This is a genomic window from Secundilactobacillus collinoides DSM 20515 = JCM 1123, assembly GCF_001435975.1.
GTDB classification, from domain to species: domain Bacteria; phylum Bacillota; class Bacilli; order Lactobacillales; family Lactobacillaceae; genus Secundilactobacillus; species Secundilactobacillus collinoides.
In genome coordinates, this window is sequence record NZ_AYYR01000021.1 from 1 (window position 1) to 19,460 (window position 19,460).

Here is a 19,460-nt window from a genome sequence, read left to right on the forward strand (position 1 = left end):
GACCAATTATAAGAATAGGCCATTAGTGTTGCACTTAACTTGACAATTGAGGAAATTCATTTTTTTATAGACCCTTGGTGCTGCACTTAAGGTGCTACCCTAGTTCGAATGATACTTCGGATCGAAGTGCTGTCCCGTTTCTGTACGCGTACGCGGCATCTTATATTAATTGTCAACCGATTCAGTGTCAAAATTGAGTTAATTCAGTTCGCAATAATGTCACGCTTCGTGGAATAAAACGCGCCTTCAGTTCAAACCTAAAGCAGCTAAACACAAGATAAAAATAGTTATTACTATTTAAGCCGGGCGATTTGAACAACCAATGAAAATAAAGACAGTTGCACAAGCAACCAAAAAAAGTTAGAATTCGATTTAATTATTAACAAATAGTGATAACTGAGAAATCAGGAACCACGAATTGAGGAGTGTATTGATGTGAAAGTCGTTAAGTTTGGTGGGAGTTCGCTTGCGGACGGCCCCCAGTTTCAAAAAGTAATTGATATCATTAAGGCCGATCCAGCGCGCCAGGTCGTGATAACATCAGCACCTGGTAAACGCCAAGACACTGACATTAAGGTCACCGACCTTTTGATTAAATATGCAAAATTAACGATTGCACAACAGGATTATTCTGAAGTCGTTGCCCAAATTTCTGCACGTTATCAGGCAATCGGAACCTTCTTTAAAGTGCCCGCCGAAGAAATGACGCCCATTAAAGAGGCAATCGTTCATTTACCAAACCATGACTACCCGGATAACGACTATTTAATGGCCGCCTTCAAGGCTCACGGTGAGCGCTTGAATGCCCGTCTCATGGCCACGGTTCTCAATAACCTGGGCATCAAGGCCCGCTTCGTTGACCCAAAGGAATGCGGGCTTATCGTCAGTGACGAACCAAACAACGCCACGGTCTTACCGGAGACCTATACAAACCTGGCTCAGTTTGATTATGGTGACGAAAGATTGATTTTTCCTGGTTTCTTTGGGTTTACAAAAAATGGGCAGATTGCAACCTTTTCACGGGGCGGTTCCGACATCACGGGGGCCATTATCGCCCGTGGGCTGCACGCCGACCTGTATGAAAACTTTACTGATGTTAATGCCATTTATGCGGCGAACCCAAAGATCATTGCTCACCCGCAGGCCATTACAAAAATGACCTACCGGGAAATGCGAGAATTGTCCTATGCCGGCTTCTCCGTTTTCCATGACGAAGCCATCATTCCCGCCATTGAAGGCCAAATTCCAATCAACGTTAAGAATACTAACCAACCAGATCTTCCTGGAACCCTGATTGTCCCTGAGCAGCACTTTGAACCTACTCAAATCATTACGGGTGTGGCCAGCTCGAATCGCTTCGCAGCCCTTTATCTGCACCGGTACCTGTTGAACAAGGAAGTCGGTTTCACGCTCAAATTGTTAAAGGTGCTTTACAAGTACAACGTGTCATATGAACACATGCCCTCTGGGATCGATGACCTGACCGTCATTTTTGATAAAACCCAACTGGACACGGATACCATTCATGCAATGTGCCACGACATTCAAGAAGTGCTGCACCCTGACACCCTCCAGTGGATCAACGATTATGCGATTCTCATGGTAGTCGGTGAAGGGATGCGCAATCAAATCGGCGTGACGGAACATATCTTCGAATCACTGGTCGACCACAACATTGGTGTCCACATGATCAACCAGGGTGCTTCACGAATTTCAATCATGCTCGGCACCCGACAGGCCGATGCGGATGAAGCAGTCAAGTGTATTTACAACGCGTTTTTTGTTAAAAAGGCTGTCGCAAGCGATTAAATTTTAGTCAAACCACGCGACTTTTATTATAACGACTGCTACAATAACAACAATTATTTCTCACTCAACCCAACAAGGAGACTTTTCTATGGTGCAATTACGTAAGGTGCACGGTTCTGAGAATCACTTCTTTCTTCTCGACCAAACCACCCTTTCTGAAAAATTAAACGACAGCGAATTAGCTGCTCTCGCGCAACAAGTGACCAACCCTGCAACTGGCATCTTAGACGGTGCTGACGGTGTGTTAGTCGTTGATGAATCATCGCACGATAACGTTTTGGGGCAAATGCGTGTCATCAACGCTGACGGTAGTGAAGCCTCCATGTGCGGTAACGGCCTGCGAACCGTCTCACGCTATCTCGCTGAGAAGCACCACACCAACCAGTTTAAGGTTGAGACGCTTCAGGCCGACTTGCAGGTCAGCCGTCAATCAGACCTGGCCAGTAACGTACCTGCGTTCAGTGTTGAAATTTCGCCAGTTCGGTTCAACCCCAGTGCTTTTCCATTCGAAAACCTGGGTGACCAGCCGCTGATCGATTCACCAGTGCCAGCCTTCTTACCGAACCTGAACTTCACCGCCATCGCGGTTCCTAATCCGCATCTGATTAGTTTTGTGGACGAGGAGGAGATCAATAATGATGACCTTGGTAAGTTAGGTACCATGTTAAACAAGCCAAACGAATACTTTACAGATGGGGTCAACGTTAGTTTCGCCCAGATTCTTGGACCAAATCAACTGTTTGTCCGCACCTTCGAACGTGGTGTTGGCTTCACCAACGCCTGCGGGACAGGCATGTCCGCTACTTCATTGGCCTTTGCCATGGTGCACCCTAACCTTGGACACTTCGATGAACCGATCACCGTCTATAACCCAGGCGGCATGGTCAAGACGCGGGTTCATAAGGATGCCGATCGGTACTTCATCGATTTAATTGGGAATGCAACGCAAACCCACTTTATCGACGTGGACGAAGGCGACCTGCACAACGCCAATGTCACGCCTGAGACAGCTGACATTACTGAAACCGAAGAGGAAGCGGGCTACTTAAAGTTCGTTGACAGTTTGCCAAAAGTTTCCGCTGTCGAGGTTAAGAAATAAGTTAAGGTATACACACAAAAAAAGATGCCACCCATTTGTGGATGGCATCTTTTTTATGCAATTTTTAATAATTATTGAATTAATATTCAGCTAAAGCTTGCTCTTTCCAAGCGCCAGCATCTCGTCTGAAATGACCTCACTGGTGAAGCGCGCCATCGGGGTGATCGCGTGTCGATCCTTGTAGGCCACCGGTTTCATGGCAATCACTGCGACCATCAGGTTGTTTTCAGTTAGAAACACCTGTCCTAATTGTTTAAACTTGCCCTTGGTGTGCCGACCGATGCGCCAAGAATGTAAAGAAAAATCCTCATCCTTAATGACATAGTGCCCACTTTGATCCTGTTCCACTGGGACGCCAATGTATTCTTCAACTTTGTACTTTGCTTTCAAACGCTTAAACTTCCTTTACTGGTTTTCGATTGAAAGTTCCTGAGCTAATGCCGCAATGCCGCCCTCGCCAATGGCCTTTTTTAGCCACCGTTTGCTGAGTTTATCCCGCAGATCAGGTAAACTGACGTGTGTGCCGGTCAGCTGGCCCTCCAATTTATGCGCAATTTTCTCATCCAGTGCCGTTCCGTAAACGGCAACTTTTGTAATCAGACTGCCCTCAACCATCATGTTAAGACCCATGTCCCCCTGTTCAAGCTGGACGAACCGATACCGGTTAAAGCCCGGGTTTTCACCGTAGTTCCAATCATTGGTATTGTACTTTTCCGCAAGACGCTGGTCAATGACGGCCCAGTCTTGGTCCGTCAGATGGTAAGTCTCAATATCGTCAAGCTGGGACACGTTGAATAACTTCAATAACAATTGCTCACGAAATTCATCAGGTGTGAGGCCTTGATACTCTGGTGCCAAATGCGACTTGATATTTTCAATGTTGCTACGATTAGATTTGACCCATTTACCGTTGATTCGGCTCTCCACAGGGTGCAGTGCCTGGCTGGCAGCGTCAAGATCCATATCAAACATCAGTGTGCCGCCGGCGGCAAACGCATCACCAGACTTTACCATGGTCATGCCGGTAAACTTATGGTCGTTGACAACCAGGTCACTGCGGCCGCGCAGTTCGGCATCATTAGCGCCAAGGGCATGAAGGGCGTCCAAAACAGGATCCGCAAACACTTTGTAATCGCCCCATTTGGCACCGTCATCGGTCTCTCCTACAACGATATTTTCGAAGATCAGATTACCGCGGTCGTGATAAACCGCCCCGCCGCCCGAACTGCGTCGCACCAACGCGACGTTATTTTCGCGCAGGTAGGGCACGTTGACTTCCGCAAAGATATTTTGGTTCACACCGACGATCACGGATGGGTCGTTGATGTACATGATCAACCCGTGACCGGGCAGCTTTAAATCATTGATCAAATAGTTATCTAAAGATTGGTTAACGATGGGGTCGTAGATTGGCTTACCATCGCGACTAGTATCAATTAAGAACATAGTTATTGGTGTGCTCCTCTTGGTTTGATTTAAAGGTGAAACCAGCAACCGCAACATGACCACCGACACTCTAAATTCACATGTCACTGCCATTGACGCCCAAACTGGTGTCCTGCAGATTGCCATGCTTCTATCATACTGGTTTTTCCCGCCTGACGCCACCTCATGATAACCGCTTTCTTTTCTTGTGAAAACTCGGTATACTCAAGTTAAGAACTTTTTACGATTGGAGCGATCAACATGGCAGCAGAACCTTCACTTTGGACGCGTTTTATGGCCAGCATCAAAAATCTTTTCAGCGGCAGCAGCGCACCTAAACAGCCCGTCTTTAATCCAGAAGAAAAGGATGGCGTCTGGTATCAAGAACTACAACCGGGCGTTGTCCGTGTGGGGTTGACACCGTTTGCTTACCAGGATATCGGCGGTGTCTCATTCATGGACTTTTCAACAACTGACGATGCCGTGGAATCCGGCGACGACCTCATTGAACTGGAAGGCGACAAAGCCGTTGAAACACTTAAAGCCCCGGTCACCGGTACGATAGTAGCTCGGAACAATGACCTCTTAAAGGAAACAGACGACTTGCAAAACCGCAGTAATCAGGATAATTGGTTGGTGGATATTAAGCTCTAAGAGAGCGGAGCAAGGCGTCTAGGGGGCGGAGCAGAAGTAACTCCCTGCCTTGCGGAGCTCGTTTCCACTCGGTTGCCAGGAAAGAAAGTTTGTAAATTTCTGCTATGGGTAATCTTAGATAAGAGATTGGAACAAAAGCCTCTACTATTCCCAACTGTTATTAAAATGATTGTTTAAGCGCTCCCAGTTTATCCAACCTGTACGTGCGATAAACAATTCTATCAAACTATACAAGACACCCCAGACCAAATTGAGATTTTGGGCTGGGGTGTCTTATATTCATGGATCTGAGCCAATTTTTTTAATCCTACTCCCCCTCTACCACTAGTACTAGTCAAGAATTGGATTGCCCAGGGTCTTTAGGTAACCAAGAGCGGACAACCAAAAACACCAGATGCACCAAAGTTACAGAAGCGCTATGATGATTACGAGAAGGACACCACTATACAATCCGAAAAGCAGCCCTAATAACAGCCCCAAAAACATCTACCATACAAAAATATTACCCTAATTAAAAGGAGGCCACATTTTGAATATTATCCCAGCAATCGATGAAACGGAAATTATGACGGACTACCACTATTTGCATCAGCATGGCGAGGTCGCGTTCCATGAACACGAGACCACCGCTTATCTGGCGCGCCGGTTAGATGATATGCACATTGCTTATGAGCACTTCAATGGCATGACAGGCCTCATTGCAACATTGGGAGCCGGTTCACCCGTAATCGCGTTGCGTGCCGATATCGATGCGTTAAAACAAACTTACCAAAATAAGCTGCAAGTCGTTCATTCTTGCGGGCATGACGGCCACATGTCCCTGGCACTGAGCGTCGGCCGCTACTTCAGTGCGCACCCGCACGGATTGCACGGCACGCTTAAGCTTGTTTTTCAACCTTCTGAGGAGACCGGTGAAGGTGCTGAAGCAGTCCTGAAGACAGGGCAGCTCGGCCATATTGACTACTTCTACGGTGTTCACGTTCGGCCGCAGCAGGAAGTCGCCTTCGGTCAGTGTGAAGCCATCATTCCCCACGGTTCAACCCAAACGATCACCGGTACCATAACCGGCCAGACGTTTCATGCCGGAATGCCCGAACAAGGCCATAACGTGATTGAGGCCTTCACCCGTTTAAACGAAAAAATCATGGCAATCGACTTGGATACAAATGTGCCCTATTCAGCAAAAGCCACCATCTTCAAGGCCGGCGATTCAACTAACATTATCCCTGGCACCGGGACGTTTGCACTGGATCTGCGTGCCCAAACTAACGACACGATGGCTGATTTAACCAAAATCGTTGACCAAATCATTGCTGACGTGCAAGATGATCACTTTAGTGTTCGCACCAACAAAACGGGATTCTCACCAGCGGCGATTCCGAGCAAGAATGCCATTGGCTACATGAGCCAAGCGATTACCGCTGTCTTAGGACAGCGCGGTTTAGTCGATTCAGTGCCCAGTGCAGGCGGCGATGACTTTCATTTTTACGCCTACTCGCACCCAGAGATTCAGTCCACAATGCTGGGCCTCGGCTGTGATCTGACCCCTGGCCTCCATGTGCCGTCAATGACGTTCAAGACAGATGCGTTATTTTACGGTGCTAAGATATTAATAGATGCCATTAGCAGAACAGCTTAGGGTGTCACGAGTTGTTTTTTATTCTTTCAAGTGAAGCCTATGATAAGTGTCATTGGCAAGGAGATTCTAAGCAATCAGCACAAAAGCTCTCAGTGATTGTCTGCCATAATAAAAAACAAAAAAGACCACCTCAAATCGAGGTGGCCTTTTCTAGTTGTATGAGTAAGGGGTTCGTTAGAAAGCTCACTTGCTAGCAACAGTCTTAAGATTCTTTTCTACGAAGTCGCGGACGTCAGCTTCAGCCATGGTCATAAACGGCTTCATGTCGGCTTCGGTCTTCAAAGTGTCGTGACTGTTCTTTTCCATGAGATAATCCCAAATGGCGTCGCGGACCGGCATCTCACTGTCGCTCCAATCAAAGGCGTCACTCATTTGATAATCAATAAATAATGTTTCATCTACTGTTTTTGCCATTTTGAATTCCTCCTAACAGTTTTTATTGTAGGTCGTTTCATACGAAATGGTAAATAATTTGCTCTTGCCGAAGTTTTTTTAACAATCAAACGAAAGAGTGCTAAAATAAAGCTGTTAGTTAAAACGCTAACATTCTTAATTAGTAAAAGGGAGCGTGATCATATGTCAAACAAATTAAGCAAAGAAGAACGTAAAGCTATGATCGAAAAAGCCGAGGAAGAGCGCGCAAAGCACCCAAAGCCAAAGTCAGCGAAATCAGGTTTCGCCACCATTGACGATGAAGCTGAAAAGTTACAAGGCAATAACTAATTATTCTACCTCGTAATTAACGGAAACACCCAGAGTTGATGCTCTGGGTGTTTTTTTGCGTCTTAAATGATGATTGTCGTCGGTGCCAAAATGATGACAGCCGGGACTATCACTCATTATTGGTTATTATGTATTCTTCATTCACAGGATATCCTGCATAAATCACTCATCAGTGAGCGGACAAACCCTTCAATTTTTTAATTGCTGGACAAGCTTAGACTGAATGTCGAGTCGGTGACCTAAATCAAGAAGCGTTCATATTTAAATTCATAACGTGGTTTGCGCCACCGTGGGCCCCCTCCTCATACGTATGATTTGTACTATAAAGTCTACCCGAAACAACATGAGTATGCTTTGTGCAAAAGAACCAAAAATTAAAATTCACCGAAATGACTAAAAAAAACGACCAATTAAACCGTTTTACGTTCAAATAGTCATGAATTTGTTAAACAATCTGTGATTTTACCCTAGTAATGTTCACCAATTTCATTTAAACTAATTGATGATCTGGGATCAAGCGACCGTTAGATGGCCAATATTCACAAAAAAATTTTTGTATATACGATTTATGCATACTTTTCGTTAAGTATACAAGTATTCGTAAATATTTGAATTTTCATGAATGTAATAGCCACACTGTTTGAAACGGTTACCAGTTTCTCGCACCACCCTTTTTGTGAAGTGAGAGAATGATGACAAACGTTTTATATAAATGCATATTATAGCTTAAAGATGTATAAATAACTCAAATTTGCTGTTTTTATGTATAAATGAACTTGACATATTCTCATAATTCTCTTATCTTATACAAAAAGCAATTAACACCGTCCTGTGAGGCGGAAATTCAGGAGGCTATTAAAATGAAAAAATATCTAACACTTGAGAATGGCGACGTGTTCGTAGGAAATGCCTGCGGTGCCCTCTGCAAGGAAATCAAAGGCGAACTGGTCTTTACTACTAGTATGACCGGCTACCAAGAGACCCTCACCGACCCATCATATACCAACCAGATCATTACATTTACCTATCCCCTAATCGGCAACTACGGCATTTCGCTGAACGCGAACCAATCACCCGCAGTGGCCGCATCGGCCGTTGTCATGCATGAAATTGCATCAACGGTTTTTCATTACCAAAGCGTAATGAGCCTGAACGACTTTCTTGATAAAGCCGGCGTTCCAGGGATTACGGGAATCGATACCCGGAAATTGACCAAGATCATCCGGAAACACGGGACCATGAAGGCAAGTTTAACCAACCAGCCGCTCGCTGACAGTCAGTTAAACACGACTCAGTCGGTTGAACAAGTTGTCAAATCAGCCACCTTCACCACACCCCAGGACGAACATCCTGACCACGTTGTCCTCGTCGACTTCGGGGTCAAGTCAAACATCGTTAACTCGCTGCAAAAACTGGGCTGCAACGTCACCATCGTGACCCCTGAAGCCAGTTTTAAGGACATTGAACAGTTACACCCAACCGGGATTCTGCTCTCCAATGGCCCTGGCGATCCCGAAGACTGGGAATCATTCCTGCCTGTCATCCGTGAATTACAGGATCACTACCCGCTGTTCGGTATCTGCCTTGGCCATCAGCTCCTTGCCCTGGCCAACGGTGCGCGAACCTATAAAATGGTCTTTGGCCACCGGGGCATCAACCACCCAGTCAAAAACCTGTTGACAAATGAAGTTGTGATTACCTCTCAGAACCACGGCTATGCCGTTGACGTCGACTCCGTCAAGGACACCCCGCTAGAAGTGACCGCGCTTGAGATCAATGACAAGACCTGCGAAGGCCTGCGCTATCCGAACCGACCAGTGTTTTCCGTTCAGTACCATCCGGAAGCCGCACCTGGCCCACACGAAGCCAATCGCTTGTTTAACCAATTCATTGATCTGATGAACGCGCACACTAACGGGGAGACGAAATAATGCCAAAAAGAACTGATATTAAAAAAATTGTAATTTTAGGCTCTGGTCCAATCGTTATCGGCCAAGCCGCTGAATTTGACTACGCTGGCAGCCAAGCTTGTTTGAGTTTGAAAGAAGAGGGCTACGAAACAGTTTTGATCAACTCCAACCCCGCCACCATTATGACCGATGACGAGACGGCTGATAAGGTCTACCTCGAACCCCTGACTGTTGAAAGCGTCACTGAAATTCTTAAGAAGGAGCAACCAGATGCCATCCTGCCAACCTTGGGCGGTCAAACTGGTTTGAACCTCGCTGTTGAACTTGCTAAAACCGGCGTCCTTGACGAACTTGGTATTGAGTTGCTGGGCACTAACCTGCACACCATCAACCAAGCGGAAGACCGGGAAGAATTCAAAGATCTCATGCACGAATTAAACCAGCCAATTCCGGCTTCATTAACAGTGTACGACCTGCAATCCGGGCTTGATTTTGCCCACGAGATCGGCTATCCAGTCATTATTCGGCCAGCCTATACACTTGGCGGAACCGGTGGCGGAATTGCTAAAAACGATGACGAAATGACAACCGTTTTAAACCGGGGCTTAACCATGTCACCGGAAACGGAATGCCTCATTGAAAAGAGCATCGCCGGCTATAAAGAAATTGAATTTGAGGTCATGCGTGACCACAACGGTTCTTCGATCATTGTGACTGGGATGGAAAACTTTGATCCCGTCGGTGTCCATACCGGTGATTCCATTGTGTTCGCACCGACCCAGACGCTGACTGACCGTGAATATCAACGGTTGCGTGACGCTTCACTGACAATTGTGAATGCGCTCAAGATCGAAGGCGGCTGCAACGTGCAGCTTGCGCAAGACCCTTACAGCAAACACTACTTCGTGATTGAAGTTAACCCGCGGGTCAGCCGGTCTTCAGCATTGGCTTCTAAGGCAACTGGTTACCCGATTGCAAAGATTGCCGCAAAAATCGCTATTGGGCTGAACCTTGATGAAATCATTAACCCCATCACCCAAACGACCTATGCCATGTTTGAACCAACCTTGGACTACGTGGTTGCTAAAATTCCACGTTTCGCGTTTGATAAGTTCTACAATGCTGACCGGGTACTTGGTACGCAAATGAAAGCTACCGGTGAAGTCATGGCCATTGGGACGAACATCGAAGAATCCCTCTTAAAGGCGGTACAATCACTGGAATTAAACGCCCACATGCAAAACACTTTGCTTCCCGATGACGCACAGGGCAAGTCTTTAGAAGAACTGCTCGCTACAGTTGGTACCGACACCGATATCCGGTTGTTTGAACTGTTTGCCGCCATTGCTAAGGGCGCCACAGTTGAGCAGCTCCACGATGCCACCCAGATCGACGAATTCTTCCTCGCTAAATTAGCACACATTATGGACATGCAAAAATGGTTGATGACACGGATGCTGACCGCTGACCTGCTGACACGGGCCGCAAAGTTAGGTTTCAGCGACACCATGATCAAAGCCGTTCGTGAAGTAAACGACCACGAGCTTGACCAGCTGCATAAAATGGCTGATCAAAAACTCGTGTATAAGATGGTTGATACCTGCGCCGCAGAATTCGACAGCGCCACCCCTTACTTCTATAGCACCATCGGCGATGAAAACGAAAGCGAGCCACTGGGCAACAGTATTGTGGTTATCGGTGCTGGGCCTATCAGAATTGGACAAGGTGTGGAATTTGACTACACCACTGTGCATTCTGTCAAAGCGATTCAAGCTGCTGGTTACAACGCCATCATCATCAACAACAATCCTGAAACGGTTTCAACCGATTTCTCCATTTCAGACAAACTGTACTTTGAACCACTAACCATTGATAGCGTCATGAACGTGATCAACCTAGAAAAGCCGATCGGCGTTATCGTCCAATTCGGTGGCCAAACTGCCATCAACCTGACGCAACAACTCGTTGACAAAGGCGTCAAGATTCTCGGGACTTCAATGAAGGGCATCGAGATGACGGAAAACCGTCACGACTTTGAACAACTGTTAATTGATAAAGGCATCGACCACCCGGCTGGTGATACCGCGTTAAGTTTGGACGATGCCCACGAAATTGCTGACAATTTGGGCTATCCCGTTTTAGTACGGCCAAGCTTCGTACTTGGCGGTAAGGGGATGGCCGTCGTTCACAACCAAGACGAGTTGGATGACTACCTTGTCCCCGCCCTGAAAAACAGTCACGGCGAACCGATCCTCGTCGATAAAGACATCCAGGGTATTGAATGTGAAGTGGATATTTTGAGTGATGGCAAAGACGTATTCATTCCTGGTATCATGGAGCACTTGGAAGGTGCGGGCGTCCATTCAGGTGATTCCATCGCCATGTATCCGCCACAGCACTTAACCGATGACCAAAAGTCCGAAATTGTCAAAATCGCCACAGAAATCGGCACCGCAGTCCACTGTGTCGGCATGATGAACATTCAATTTATTATGGCGGTTAAACCTTACGTCATCGACGTGAACCCACGGGCTTCTCGGACAGTACCGTTTATGAGTAAGATCACCCATCTGCACTTAGCCCAACTTGCCACCCACTTAATCGTTGGCAAATCACTGGCAGACTTGGATTTGGAACCGGGACTATACCCAGAACCCGACCAAGTTTACGTGAAGGCACCCGTCTTCTCATTTGCAAAACTGCCGGATGCACCGACGGCTTTGTGTCCTGAAATGAAGTCAACTGGTGAAGACCTCGGTCACGGAAAGACACTGGATGAAGCGTTGCACAAGGCCTTCTTTGACAGCTACCACTTCGACAGCAACGTTACCGGCCCGATTCTGGTCTGCGAACATGACGCTGAAAATACCGAACTCATGGCTGGTCTGGAAGACAGCGGCTACCCGCACACCGTCTACCAGCTCGACCAGAAATGGCCAGACAACTTGGCATTTGTGTTGGCAACGGAAGACGAAACGGCTGCCTCAAAGCAGTTGGCAGCCAAGGCATTGAGCCACCAGGTAACCCTGTTTACGGCTCAGGATACCGCAGCCTCGCTGGTGAAGGCACCGTTGACGAAACAGGCCTAGAGAGTGGAGCAAGGCGTTTTGAGGGTGGAGCGTAAGGTACTTTGACCCAAAAAGTCCGGGCCTGACTTTTTGGGTCAAAGTACCTTACGCAGGAGCCCTCAGCCTTGTGGAACTCGTTTCAGCTAACCAGCCAAGAACCACGTCGCAACCATAACAAAGGCAATACCAATAGCAAGCGCAGGGCCTGACTTTTTGGGTCAGAGTCACTTCTGTAGTAGCCCCCTGCCTTGCGGAACTCGTTTCAGCTAACTAGCCAAGAACCACGACCAAACCAATTTACCAAAAAGTATGTTAGATATTTAAACAACAAAACAAGCACATCAAATCCTCCCGGTTGGCGGATTCGATGTGCTTGTTTTATTGTGCTAAAAAGCCATTAATATGGTACCTCACCACTGCAATCCTACCCGCGTTTGACCAGATTCACAGTCAACCGCAACAGTTCTGGCACGCCGGCATCTTCAGGCTGATCGATTCTAGTCGTCAGCAGTTGCACTGCCCGGGTACCCATTTCAATAGTTGGTTGCTGAACAGCTGTTACCGGCGTGTTGAAGAAATCAAACCATGGTTCGTTATCAAATGCGCCCAGTTTAAAACCGGTCAATTTTCTGGCCGTGATCTCCTCCATCGCTGCCAGAAGGATGGCATTATCCGCTGTAAACAAGCCATCACAGGCCTGATTGATCAGTAAGTTGCTGGTATACTGGCGGACGTTTTTCATTTGAACATCGCTAAATTTGATAATACTTTCATCCAATGAGAGCCGGTTATCCTGTAACGCTGCTTTGTATCCCGCCAACCGTTCTTGACCGGCAGTTGAGACGCTGCTCGAAATGACCCCGATCCGGGTGGCGCCCTGGGCAATCAGTGCGTTGACCACCTGTTTAGCACCGTCGGCATTGTTCACTAACAATGTGTCGTAATCACCATCGTTATTGGGCATTCGGTCGATAAAGACAGCCGGTGTATTTCCAAGTATTGGCTTGTAGTCTAAACCCCGGCGTGTACTGGCAATGATGAACCCGCTGACCATGTACCCCTGCAACATTTCGATTGCGTTGCGCTCCGTCCCCGGGTTTTCATCCGTGTTGATCACAATTGTGCGGTAATTCAGCTTTGCTGCCTCGTCTTCAATTGCTCGGACCACCGAGGTAAAAAATGCGTTGGCAATGTTTGAAATAATCACGCCAATTGTTTTTGATTGGTTGGTGCGCATGCTTCTGGCCAGTATATTAGGATGGTAGCCCAATTCCTTGGCCAATTTTTGAATTTTATCCTTCGTTGTTTGTTTTACCCGCGGGCTGTCATTGAGCGCTCGGGATATTGTCGCCTCAGAAACACCCGTCCGCTTTGCTAACTCGCTGATTGTTATTTTATGACTGTCAGCCATGACAACACCTACTTTCTTCGTAAAACCGCTTTTCTAGATTATAAACGACTGCGTCTTCTTTCACCACCAGCAACGAGTAAACAATTTCGATGAAAATGACCGATAAATACAATCGATTACATTCGTTGTAAAGGCCAGTCTGATGCAAAACAGCTCATTTTCATAACTAAAAATGGTCCCAGAAATTCTAAAATTCCATGCTAAGATAAATGTCGAAAGCGCTTCCAGTTTAAACTATTTTAGAAGTGAAGCAAACAATATTAAGGGTGGTGAAGCCGATGCTACTAGGTAGTGTCGAAGCCGGCGGAACAAAGTTTGTCTGTGCCGTGGGCAATGAAGATTATCAGATTCAAGACAAGGTTCAATTTCCAACAACAACACCGGAAGAAACTTTACAAAAGACCGTTGACTATTTTAAAAAATTTCCAGAACTAAAAGCCATTTCGATTGCCTCCTTTGGCCCCATTGAGATTCGTAAAAACGCGCCAAAGTATGGATTCATTACGGATACACCGAAACCTCACTGGTCCAACGTGGACTTTCTGGGGCGTTTGAAACAGGACTTTGACCTGCCGATCGTTTGGACAACTGATGTGAACGGCTCAGCTTATGGCGAGTATGTGATGTCAGTTCTCTTTAACGAACGCATCAATTCACTGACCTACTATACAATTGGTACAGGCGTCGGTGCCGGCACAGTGATCGATGGTAATTTTGTCGGTGAACTCGGGCACCCGGAGATGGGGCATGTTCGTCTGAAACGCCATCCCGATGACCTGAATTTTGACGGTATTTGTCCCTATCATGGTGACTGTCTTGAAGGATTAGTTGCTGGTCCAACCTTTGAAGCCCGAACCGGCAAGAAAGGGGCGACCGTTCCACTCTCTGATCACGTGTGGGATATCATGGCCTACTACATCGCTCAGGCGGCGCTGCAAACCACGTTAGCCATCCGCCCTGCCAAAATTGTTTTTGGTGGTGGCGTGATGAGTGAGCCCTTTTTGGACAAAGTCCGTGCCCAGTTCAGAGATTTGATGAACGGTTACTTGGACGTTGGCGACTTAAAGGCTTACCTGACAATGCCGCTGGTTGAAAACAACGGCTCGGCCACCGTCGGCAACTTCGCGCTGGCGTTTAACGAACTGAACAACTGACGGCTAATGTGCTGGTAATCCTTCAGTAATCACATTTTATCGAACTGGTTTATGCCAGCGACTTATTTCTGGTCCTAACCTAAAAAGGTGGATAGCTTTCAACAGCTGGTGCTGAAATTGAGACCCAATTTCAGCACTTTTAATGAGACTTAGCCATGACTGAGGAGGTCATTTTAAATGACAACTGTTTCCTTTGATGCATCAAAACTTGATAAATTTGTTCACGACAATGAACTGGATGAAATGCAGGCGTTGGTAAATGCTGCCGACACTGAATTGCGTCAGGGCACTGGCGCGGGCAGTGCATTTCGCGACTGGCTCACCCTGCCTGACGATTATGACCAGGCTGAATTTACTCGAATCAAAGCCGCTGCGGCCAAGATTCGTTCCGATTCCAAGGTACTTGTGACCATCGGTATCGGCGGTTCCTACCTCGGTGCCAAAATGGCCGTGGATTTTCTGCACGACACCTTCTTTAATTACCTGCCGGACGAACAGCGCCAAGACCCGCAAGTTTTGTTTGCTGGTAATTCACTGAGTCCCTCGTACGTCTATGATTTAATTCACTTGATCGGTGACCGCGACTTCTCCATCAATGTTATCTCAAAATCCGGGACCACAACGGAACCGTCCATTGCTTTTAGGATCTTCAAGGCAAAGCTGATTGAAAAATATGGCAAAACAACTGCCAACCAGCGCATCTACGTCACCACGGACAAACAACGCGGTGCTTTAAAGCAGGAGGCTGCTTCTGAAGGCTATGAAACCTTTATCATTCCTGATGGTATCGGCGGTCGTTACTCCGTCTTGTCCGCGGTCGGCTTGCTGCCAATTGCCGTTTCCGGTGCCGATATCGACCAATTGATGGCCGGAGCACGCGATGCCATGAACGACTACACCAACCCTGACCTGACAAAAAACGAGGCCTATCAGTACGCCGCTTACCGCAACATTCTTTACCGCAAGGGCTTCACTACTGAACTATTGGAAAATTACGAACCCAACCTCCAGTACTTCGCCGAATGGTGGAAACAACTGATGGGCGAGTCTGAAGGAAAAGACCAAAAGGGTATCTACCCGTCATCCGCCAACTTCTCAACTGATTTGCATTCACTGGGTCAGTACATTCAGGAAGGTCTGCGAAACCTGATGGAAACTGTTATCTTCATCGACAAACCGAATCACGAGGTTGCCATTCCTAAAACGGACGGCAACCTCGATGGCCTGCAATACCTTGAAGACCGAACGATGCACTTCGCCAACACAAAGGCCTTTCAAGGCGTAACGCTCGCTCACACGGACGGCAACGTGCCGAACATGAGCGTCCACATTCCTGACCAGACCCCGCATACTTTGGGCTACCTGATCTATTTCTTTGAAGTGGCCGTCGGTATATCAGGTTACTTAAACGGCATCAATCCGTTTAACCAACCAGGTGTCGAAGCCTATAAGACCAATATGTTTGCGCTGCTTGGAAAGCCCGGGTTTGAAACTCTTGGTACTGAATTGAACAAACGCCTGTAATTATCCCGACCTGCCCGACTATGAGCAGGTTTTTTTGATGCCGTCATCTGGCTTAACTTGACGAAACCGTTTGAGACCGCTATATTTGGCATAAATCATAACCAAAGGAGCGATGAAATGAACGCCACCCCATTCAATCAACACACCCACGGCGGCCACACCGCTTATCCGGATGACCACACCTTCATTCTTGCACAACCGCTGATCATTCGGACCGCGCCGGAATGGACGGCGCTGACTGACCCGCCACAAACACTGCCAGCTGGCAGTCTGGTGCATTATACAAACCATATCCGTACAAAAATGCACAGCTACATTAAGCTCACGACCGGCTACTTACCGACCGCTGATTTGCGGACACACCTCCAATACGGCGCGGACAGCGATCCGACGACTTCGCTTGTACCGGCCATCGAACCGGTACTGGGTCACCGGTACCCGCTTAAAGGCCAGTTTCGCCTCACTCAGCAAAGGCTGGATGAGCATACCGCGCCAAGTCTCACGGCACCTGTCCTTCGCACCTTCAAACAAGGCGCAACCATCCCGTACACAGCAAAACTTCGGACAAGACATTATGGTTGGCTTGAAGTTCCCCATGCGGCCGGCAACGGCTACCTGCCTTTTTTGCGATACGTCGCCGGCATTGCAACGTACTACGGACGCGAAAAAGCCGGCTCAAAAATTGTCACCCGACTCATCGAGCCGTGGACGTATGACCATAATGACCGCATCCGCCGTCACGAAGACCCGCGTGTACCTTTACGTCCCACCACTGAAGAACGCAGCGATTTTGAGCATCTCGCTTCTCAAATCGCCAAGGTTGCGCAACCGGACGCTGTTTTGATTGGCCTCATCAACGATACCCACTTTGACAGTTACAATACAGAGGCATCGGCTGGCACACTGCGTGACCTTAAAGCAGTCAGTTATTTCGCTAAGAACTACGGGTTGGATGCCATTGTAGCTAACGGTGACCTCAACGATGGTGTTCAGACCCTTGACCGAACGATTTTGGACATCAGCCGGGCTGTAACCGCACTCAAGCTTAGTGAAACGCCTTTTTTTATCACCCAGGGCAACCACGATGACAACTCCGGCTTTGCGCGTTACGAAAACGGCTATCGTGTTGGTCAAGTACTCACCAGCCAAGCCGCCCTTAATTTACGGAACCAACACCACTCTGCACAACAAATAATGCCGAAAACGAGTGGACCTGCCTTCTATGGCAAATATCGCGTGTCTAACAGCCAGATAAGCTTAATTTTATTAGATACTTTCGATATCCCCGACTCGGCCGTAGACGGCTATTTTAAGCGTAATTACGACGAGGCACCAACCGGCCTGCAATGGACGGGTATTTTGCAAAACATCCGGCATAGCCGGTCCCGGATCCGGCAGGCACAGGCAGATTGGTTCAGCCAAACGATGGCGACATTAGCCCCTGAAGAACAGGTGATTGTGTTCACTCACGATAGTATCCGTTCAGCAGTCACTGACGACGCGGTCGGCGGTTTTTGGACCTATGACTGGTTTGCAAACAATCAGCAGGGGGCTTACGCTCAGGTCTCTAGCACCCTGGCAGCACACCGCAATCAGGTGATCAGTGTCATGAACGGCCACACTCATGTGGATGACTGGTCGCATGATGACGGTATTAATTGGATTACAACGACTTGTGACGCACCTGATCGTCGCAAAACGGGACACGGCCAACGTAAAACCGCCACCAATTCTGCTTGGGATGTTTTAGTCATTAACCCAACGCAGCGTCGCCTTTCCCGTTTCCGTTACGGTTGGCGCGACGCAGCCGGATCCGAAAGTCGGTTGCGATTCGCACTGTTCGGTGACGGCACTGATAACCGAGTGCCAGGCTTACATGAAAAGCTGAACAAACTGCGCCCGGCCGCCCTGACACGTAACGCGATCCTATACAACCAAAAATCCAAACAAACCCGCCAAAGGTGGCGTGGATTTCGCAGTAATTTCGATTACTGACCCTCTAAAGTTTAAGAACTTTTTCCTTGAAACGACTAGACAAAGTTCTCGAATCACCATATAATATAAACGATTTACCGAAACAAGGTAATTCATCAAGCTCGTGAATCTGCTCGGAAACCAGATTTACAACCGAACGTCCCGCCCCTTTCTTTGCATGGATTGGGGAGGGACGTTTTTTAGAGTGCAGAACAGAGGACGGTTTAGGAGTGGCGCACGTTTCAGCTCGAGGTCAGCAAAGCACGATGTTAGTACACCCGTAACAAACAAAAAAGCAACCAGCCCATCGAACAGACCGTTTGCTCGACCACAACAGCGCAGCAAATTCCATAATTAGTCTCACTTATATCCTCAATTAACCAAACAATACATACTTAACCACTGCTTAACGACCCGGTCCTCGCCACTCAAACAAAAATCCGCCAGCAGTTCCTGAAATGACCCCATTTTATTCAACGGAATCATCAGCAAACCAGCCCCTTGAGTCAGCAACAGATTATTAGCGGCAAACAGTGCTGTACGCTGATTTCCCGCCGTAAAATACTGCATCCGACAGATGTCTAAAAACAAATCTAACGCTTGACTCGTCACTGGTTTACGGCTGGTCAGCAGTGCAATTAAAAACGCTTCCCGATCACCCTTATCTGGAATCGGCGGAACCCATTTTTTCATCGTTGCCGCCGGGCTGACCATTTTTTTACGGACCAACCCCGCGCCCAACGCCCCCGTTCCCATGATTAACGCATTGATTCGCTGAATCGTTTGAAAAGTAAACTGGGTTGTATTGATCAAAATGTACCGAAACGCATCGACAAGCCTCATTATTAGTGCAACGTCATCCGGGTTAAACGATTCAGTGGCAGCGTAATCAATGACTCCTCGGGCTTGATCAAGGCTCATATCAATCCCCTTTAATTGACTCGCACTAAAAATGAGTTGTGCCTTGTGATCAAGCAACAGCTCCTGGTTATCACTAATGCTGAAGATTCCATTTTGTGCACTGCTCACGTGTCATCCACTCCCGTCAACACCCCATAAGCGTTACTAAA

Annotated in this window: 15 protein-coding genes; 10 read left to right on the forward strand and 5 right to left on the reverse strand. The window is 47.5% G+C overall.

Features of this window, described 5'->3' with window-relative positions; translation table 11 throughout:
* Nucleotides 1-435: 435 nt before the first annotated feature.
* Nucleotides 436-1,809, forward strand: a complete 1,374-nt coding sequence (locus tag FC82_RS04785; RefSeq protein WP_056996353.1) for an aspartate kinase — start codon at nucleotides 436-438, stop codon at nucleotides 1,807-1,809.
* Between the two features lie 88 nt (nucleotides 1,810-1,897).
* Nucleotides 1,898-2,908 (forward strand): diaminopimelate epimerase, encoded by a 1,011-nt coding sequence (dapF, locus tag FC82_RS04790; protein ID WP_054761983.1) that lies wholly within the window; start codon nucleotides 1,898-1,900, stop codon nucleotides 2,906-2,908.
* 90 nt (nucleotides 2,909-2,998) lie between these two features.
* Here the strand turns inward: dapF and FC82_RS04795 are convergent, their stop codons facing one another.
* Together FC82_RS04795 and FC82_RS04800 are read right to left on the reverse strand one after the other, a co-directional pair.
* Complete coding sequence (locus tag FC82_RS04795; protein ID WP_056996354.1) at nucleotides 2,999-3,298, reverse strand: DUF7671 family protein; 300 nt, start codon at nucleotides 3,296-3,298, stop codon at nucleotides 2,999-3,001.
* Nucleotides 3,299-3,313: 15 nt separating this feature from the next.
* Nucleotides 3,314-4,354, reverse strand: a complete 1,041-nt coding sequence (locus tag FC82_RS04800; RefSeq protein ID WP_056996355.1) for a lipoate--protein ligase — start codon at nucleotides 4,352-4,354, stop codon at nucleotides 3,314-3,316.
* Between the two features lie 240 nt (nucleotides 4,355-4,594).
* Between FC82_RS04800 and FC82_RS04805 the strand changes: the two genes are divergently transcribed.
* Entirely contained in the window at nucleotides 4,595-4,987 is a 393-nt protein-coding gene (locus FC82_RS04805) for a glycine cleavage system H family protein (RefSeq protein WP_054761979.1), read from the forward strand.
* A 529-nt stretch (nucleotides 4,988-5,516) separates the two neighbouring features.
* A complete protein-coding gene (locus tag FC82_RS04810) occupies nucleotides 5,517-6,626 on the forward strand; it encodes an amidohydrolase (RefSeq protein WP_054761977.1) in 1,110 nt (369 codons plus the stop codon).
* A gap of 183 nt (nucleotides 6,627-6,809) precedes the next feature.
* On the opposite strand, the gene FC82_RS04815 is transcribed toward FC82_RS04810, so the two are convergent.
* Nucleotides 6,810-7,040: a P8 family protein gene (locus FC82_RS04815; protein ID WP_056996356.1), complete on the reverse strand. Its 231-nt coding sequence runs from the start codon at nucleotides 7,038-7,040 to the stop codon at nucleotides 6,810-6,812.
* A gap of 162 nt (nucleotides 7,041-7,202) precedes the next feature.
* On the opposite strand from FC82_RS04815, the gene FC82_RS16980 reads away from it, so the two are divergent.
* From FC82_RS16980 to carB, 3 genes are all read left to right on the forward strand, one after another.
* Nucleotides 7,203-7,349, forward strand: coding sequence for a hypothetical protein (locus FC82_RS16980; protein WP_169790571.1), 147 nt, complete (start codon nucleotides 7,203-7,205; stop codon nucleotides 7,347-7,349).
* An 860-nt stretch (nucleotides 7,350-8,209) separates the two neighbouring features.
* A complete protein-coding gene (locus FC82_RS04820) occupies nucleotides 8,210-9,280 on the forward strand; it encodes a carbamoyl phosphate synthase small subunit (RefSeq protein WP_056996357.1) in 1,071 nt (356 codons plus the stop codon).
* Complete coding sequence (gene carB / locus FC82_RS04825; protein ID WP_056996358.1) at nucleotides 9,280-12,348, forward strand: carbamoyl-phosphate synthase large subunit; 3,069 nt, start codon at nucleotides 9,280-9,282, stop codon at nucleotides 12,346-12,348. Before FC82_RS04820 ends, carB begins: the two co-directional genes overlap by 1 nt.
* 403 nt (nucleotides 12,349-12,751) lie before the next feature.
* Here carB and FC82_RS04830 read toward each other — a convergent pair whose 3' ends face one another.
* Complete coding sequence (locus FC82_RS04830) at nucleotides 12,752-13,738, reverse strand: LacI family DNA-binding transcriptional regulator (RefSeq protein WP_054761974.1); 987 nt, start codon at nucleotides 13,736-13,738, stop codon at nucleotides 12,752-12,754.
* Nucleotides 13,739-14,016: 278 nt separating this feature from the next.
* Here FC82_RS04830 and scrK point away from each other — a divergent pair, with 278 nt between their 5' ends.
* The 3 genes from scrK (at nucleotide 14,017) to FC82_RS04845 (ending at nucleotide 18,411) form a co-directional block, all read left to right on the forward strand.
* The gene (scrK, locus tag FC82_RS04835) at nucleotides 14,017-14,892 is read left to right on the forward strand and encodes a fructokinase ScrK (protein WP_056996359.1); all 876 of its coding nucleotides are present in this window, start codon (nucleotides 14,017-14,019) and stop codon (nucleotides 14,890-14,892) included.
* Between the two features lie 177 nt (nucleotides 14,893-15,069).
* Entirely contained in the window at nucleotides 15,070-16,416 is a 1,347-nt protein-coding gene (locus FC82_RS04840) for a glucose-6-phosphate isomerase (protein WP_056996360.1), read from the forward strand.
* A 117-nt stretch (nucleotides 16,417-16,533) separates the two neighbouring features.
* Nucleotides 16,534-18,411, forward strand: a complete 1,878-nt coding sequence (locus tag FC82_RS04845) for a metallophosphoesterase family protein (protein ID WP_056996361.1) — start codon at nucleotides 16,534-16,536, stop codon at nucleotides 18,409-18,411.
* Between the two features lie 351 nt (nucleotides 18,412-18,762).
* Here the strand turns inward: FC82_RS04845 and FC82_RS04850 are convergent, their stop codons facing one another.
* Nucleotides 18,763-19,419, reverse strand: coding sequence for a Fic family protein (locus FC82_RS04850; protein WP_054761969.1), 657 nt, complete (start codon nucleotides 19,417-19,419; stop codon nucleotides 18,763-18,765).
* Nucleotides 19,420-19,460: the final 41 nt, after the last annotated feature.

Bases quoted from the DNA above. Each gene is read 5' to 3' on its own strand.
- FC82_RS04830 (WP_054761974.1), bottom strand. From the start codon at position 13,738: ATGGCTGACAGTCATAAAATAACAATCAGCGAGTTAGCAAAGCGGACG.
- scrK (WP_056996359.1), top strand. From the start codon at position 14,017: ATGCTACTAGGTAGTGTCGAAGCCGGCGGAACAAAGTTTGTCTGTGCC.
- carB (WP_056996358.1), top strand. From the start codon at position 9,280: ATGCCAAAAAGAACTGATATTAAAAAAATTGTAATTTTAGGCTCTGGT.
- FC82_RS04805 (WP_054761979.1), top strand. From the start codon at position 4,595: ATGGCAGCAGAACCTTCACTTTGGACGCGTTTTATGGCCAGCATCAAA.
- FC82_RS04815 (WP_056996356.1), bottom strand. From the start codon at position 7,040: ATGGCAAAAACAGTAGATGAAACATTATTTATTGATTATCAAATGAGT.
- FC82_RS04820 (WP_056996357.1), top strand. From the start codon at position 8,210: ATGAAAAAATATCTAACACTTGAGAATGGCGACGTGTTCGTAGGAAAT.
- FC82_RS04800 (WP_056996355.1), bottom strand. From the start codon at position 4,354: ATGTTCTTAATTGATACTAGTCGCGATGGTAAGCCAATCTACGACCCC.
- FC82_RS16980 (WP_169790571.1), top strand. From the start codon at position 7,203: ATGTCAAACAAATTAAGCAAAGAAGAACGTAAAGCTATGATCGAAAAA.
- dapF (WP_054761983.1), top strand. From the start codon at position 1,898: ATGGTGCAATTACGTAAGGTGCACGGTTCTGAGAATCACTTCTTTCTT.
- FC82_RS04840 (WP_056996360.1), top strand. From the start codon at position 15,070: ATGACAACTGTTTCCTTTGATGCATCAAAACTTGATAAATTTGTTCAC.
- FC82_RS04845 (WP_056996361.1), top strand. From the start codon at position 16,534: ATGAACGCCACCCCATTCAATCAACACACCCACGGCGGCCACACCGCT.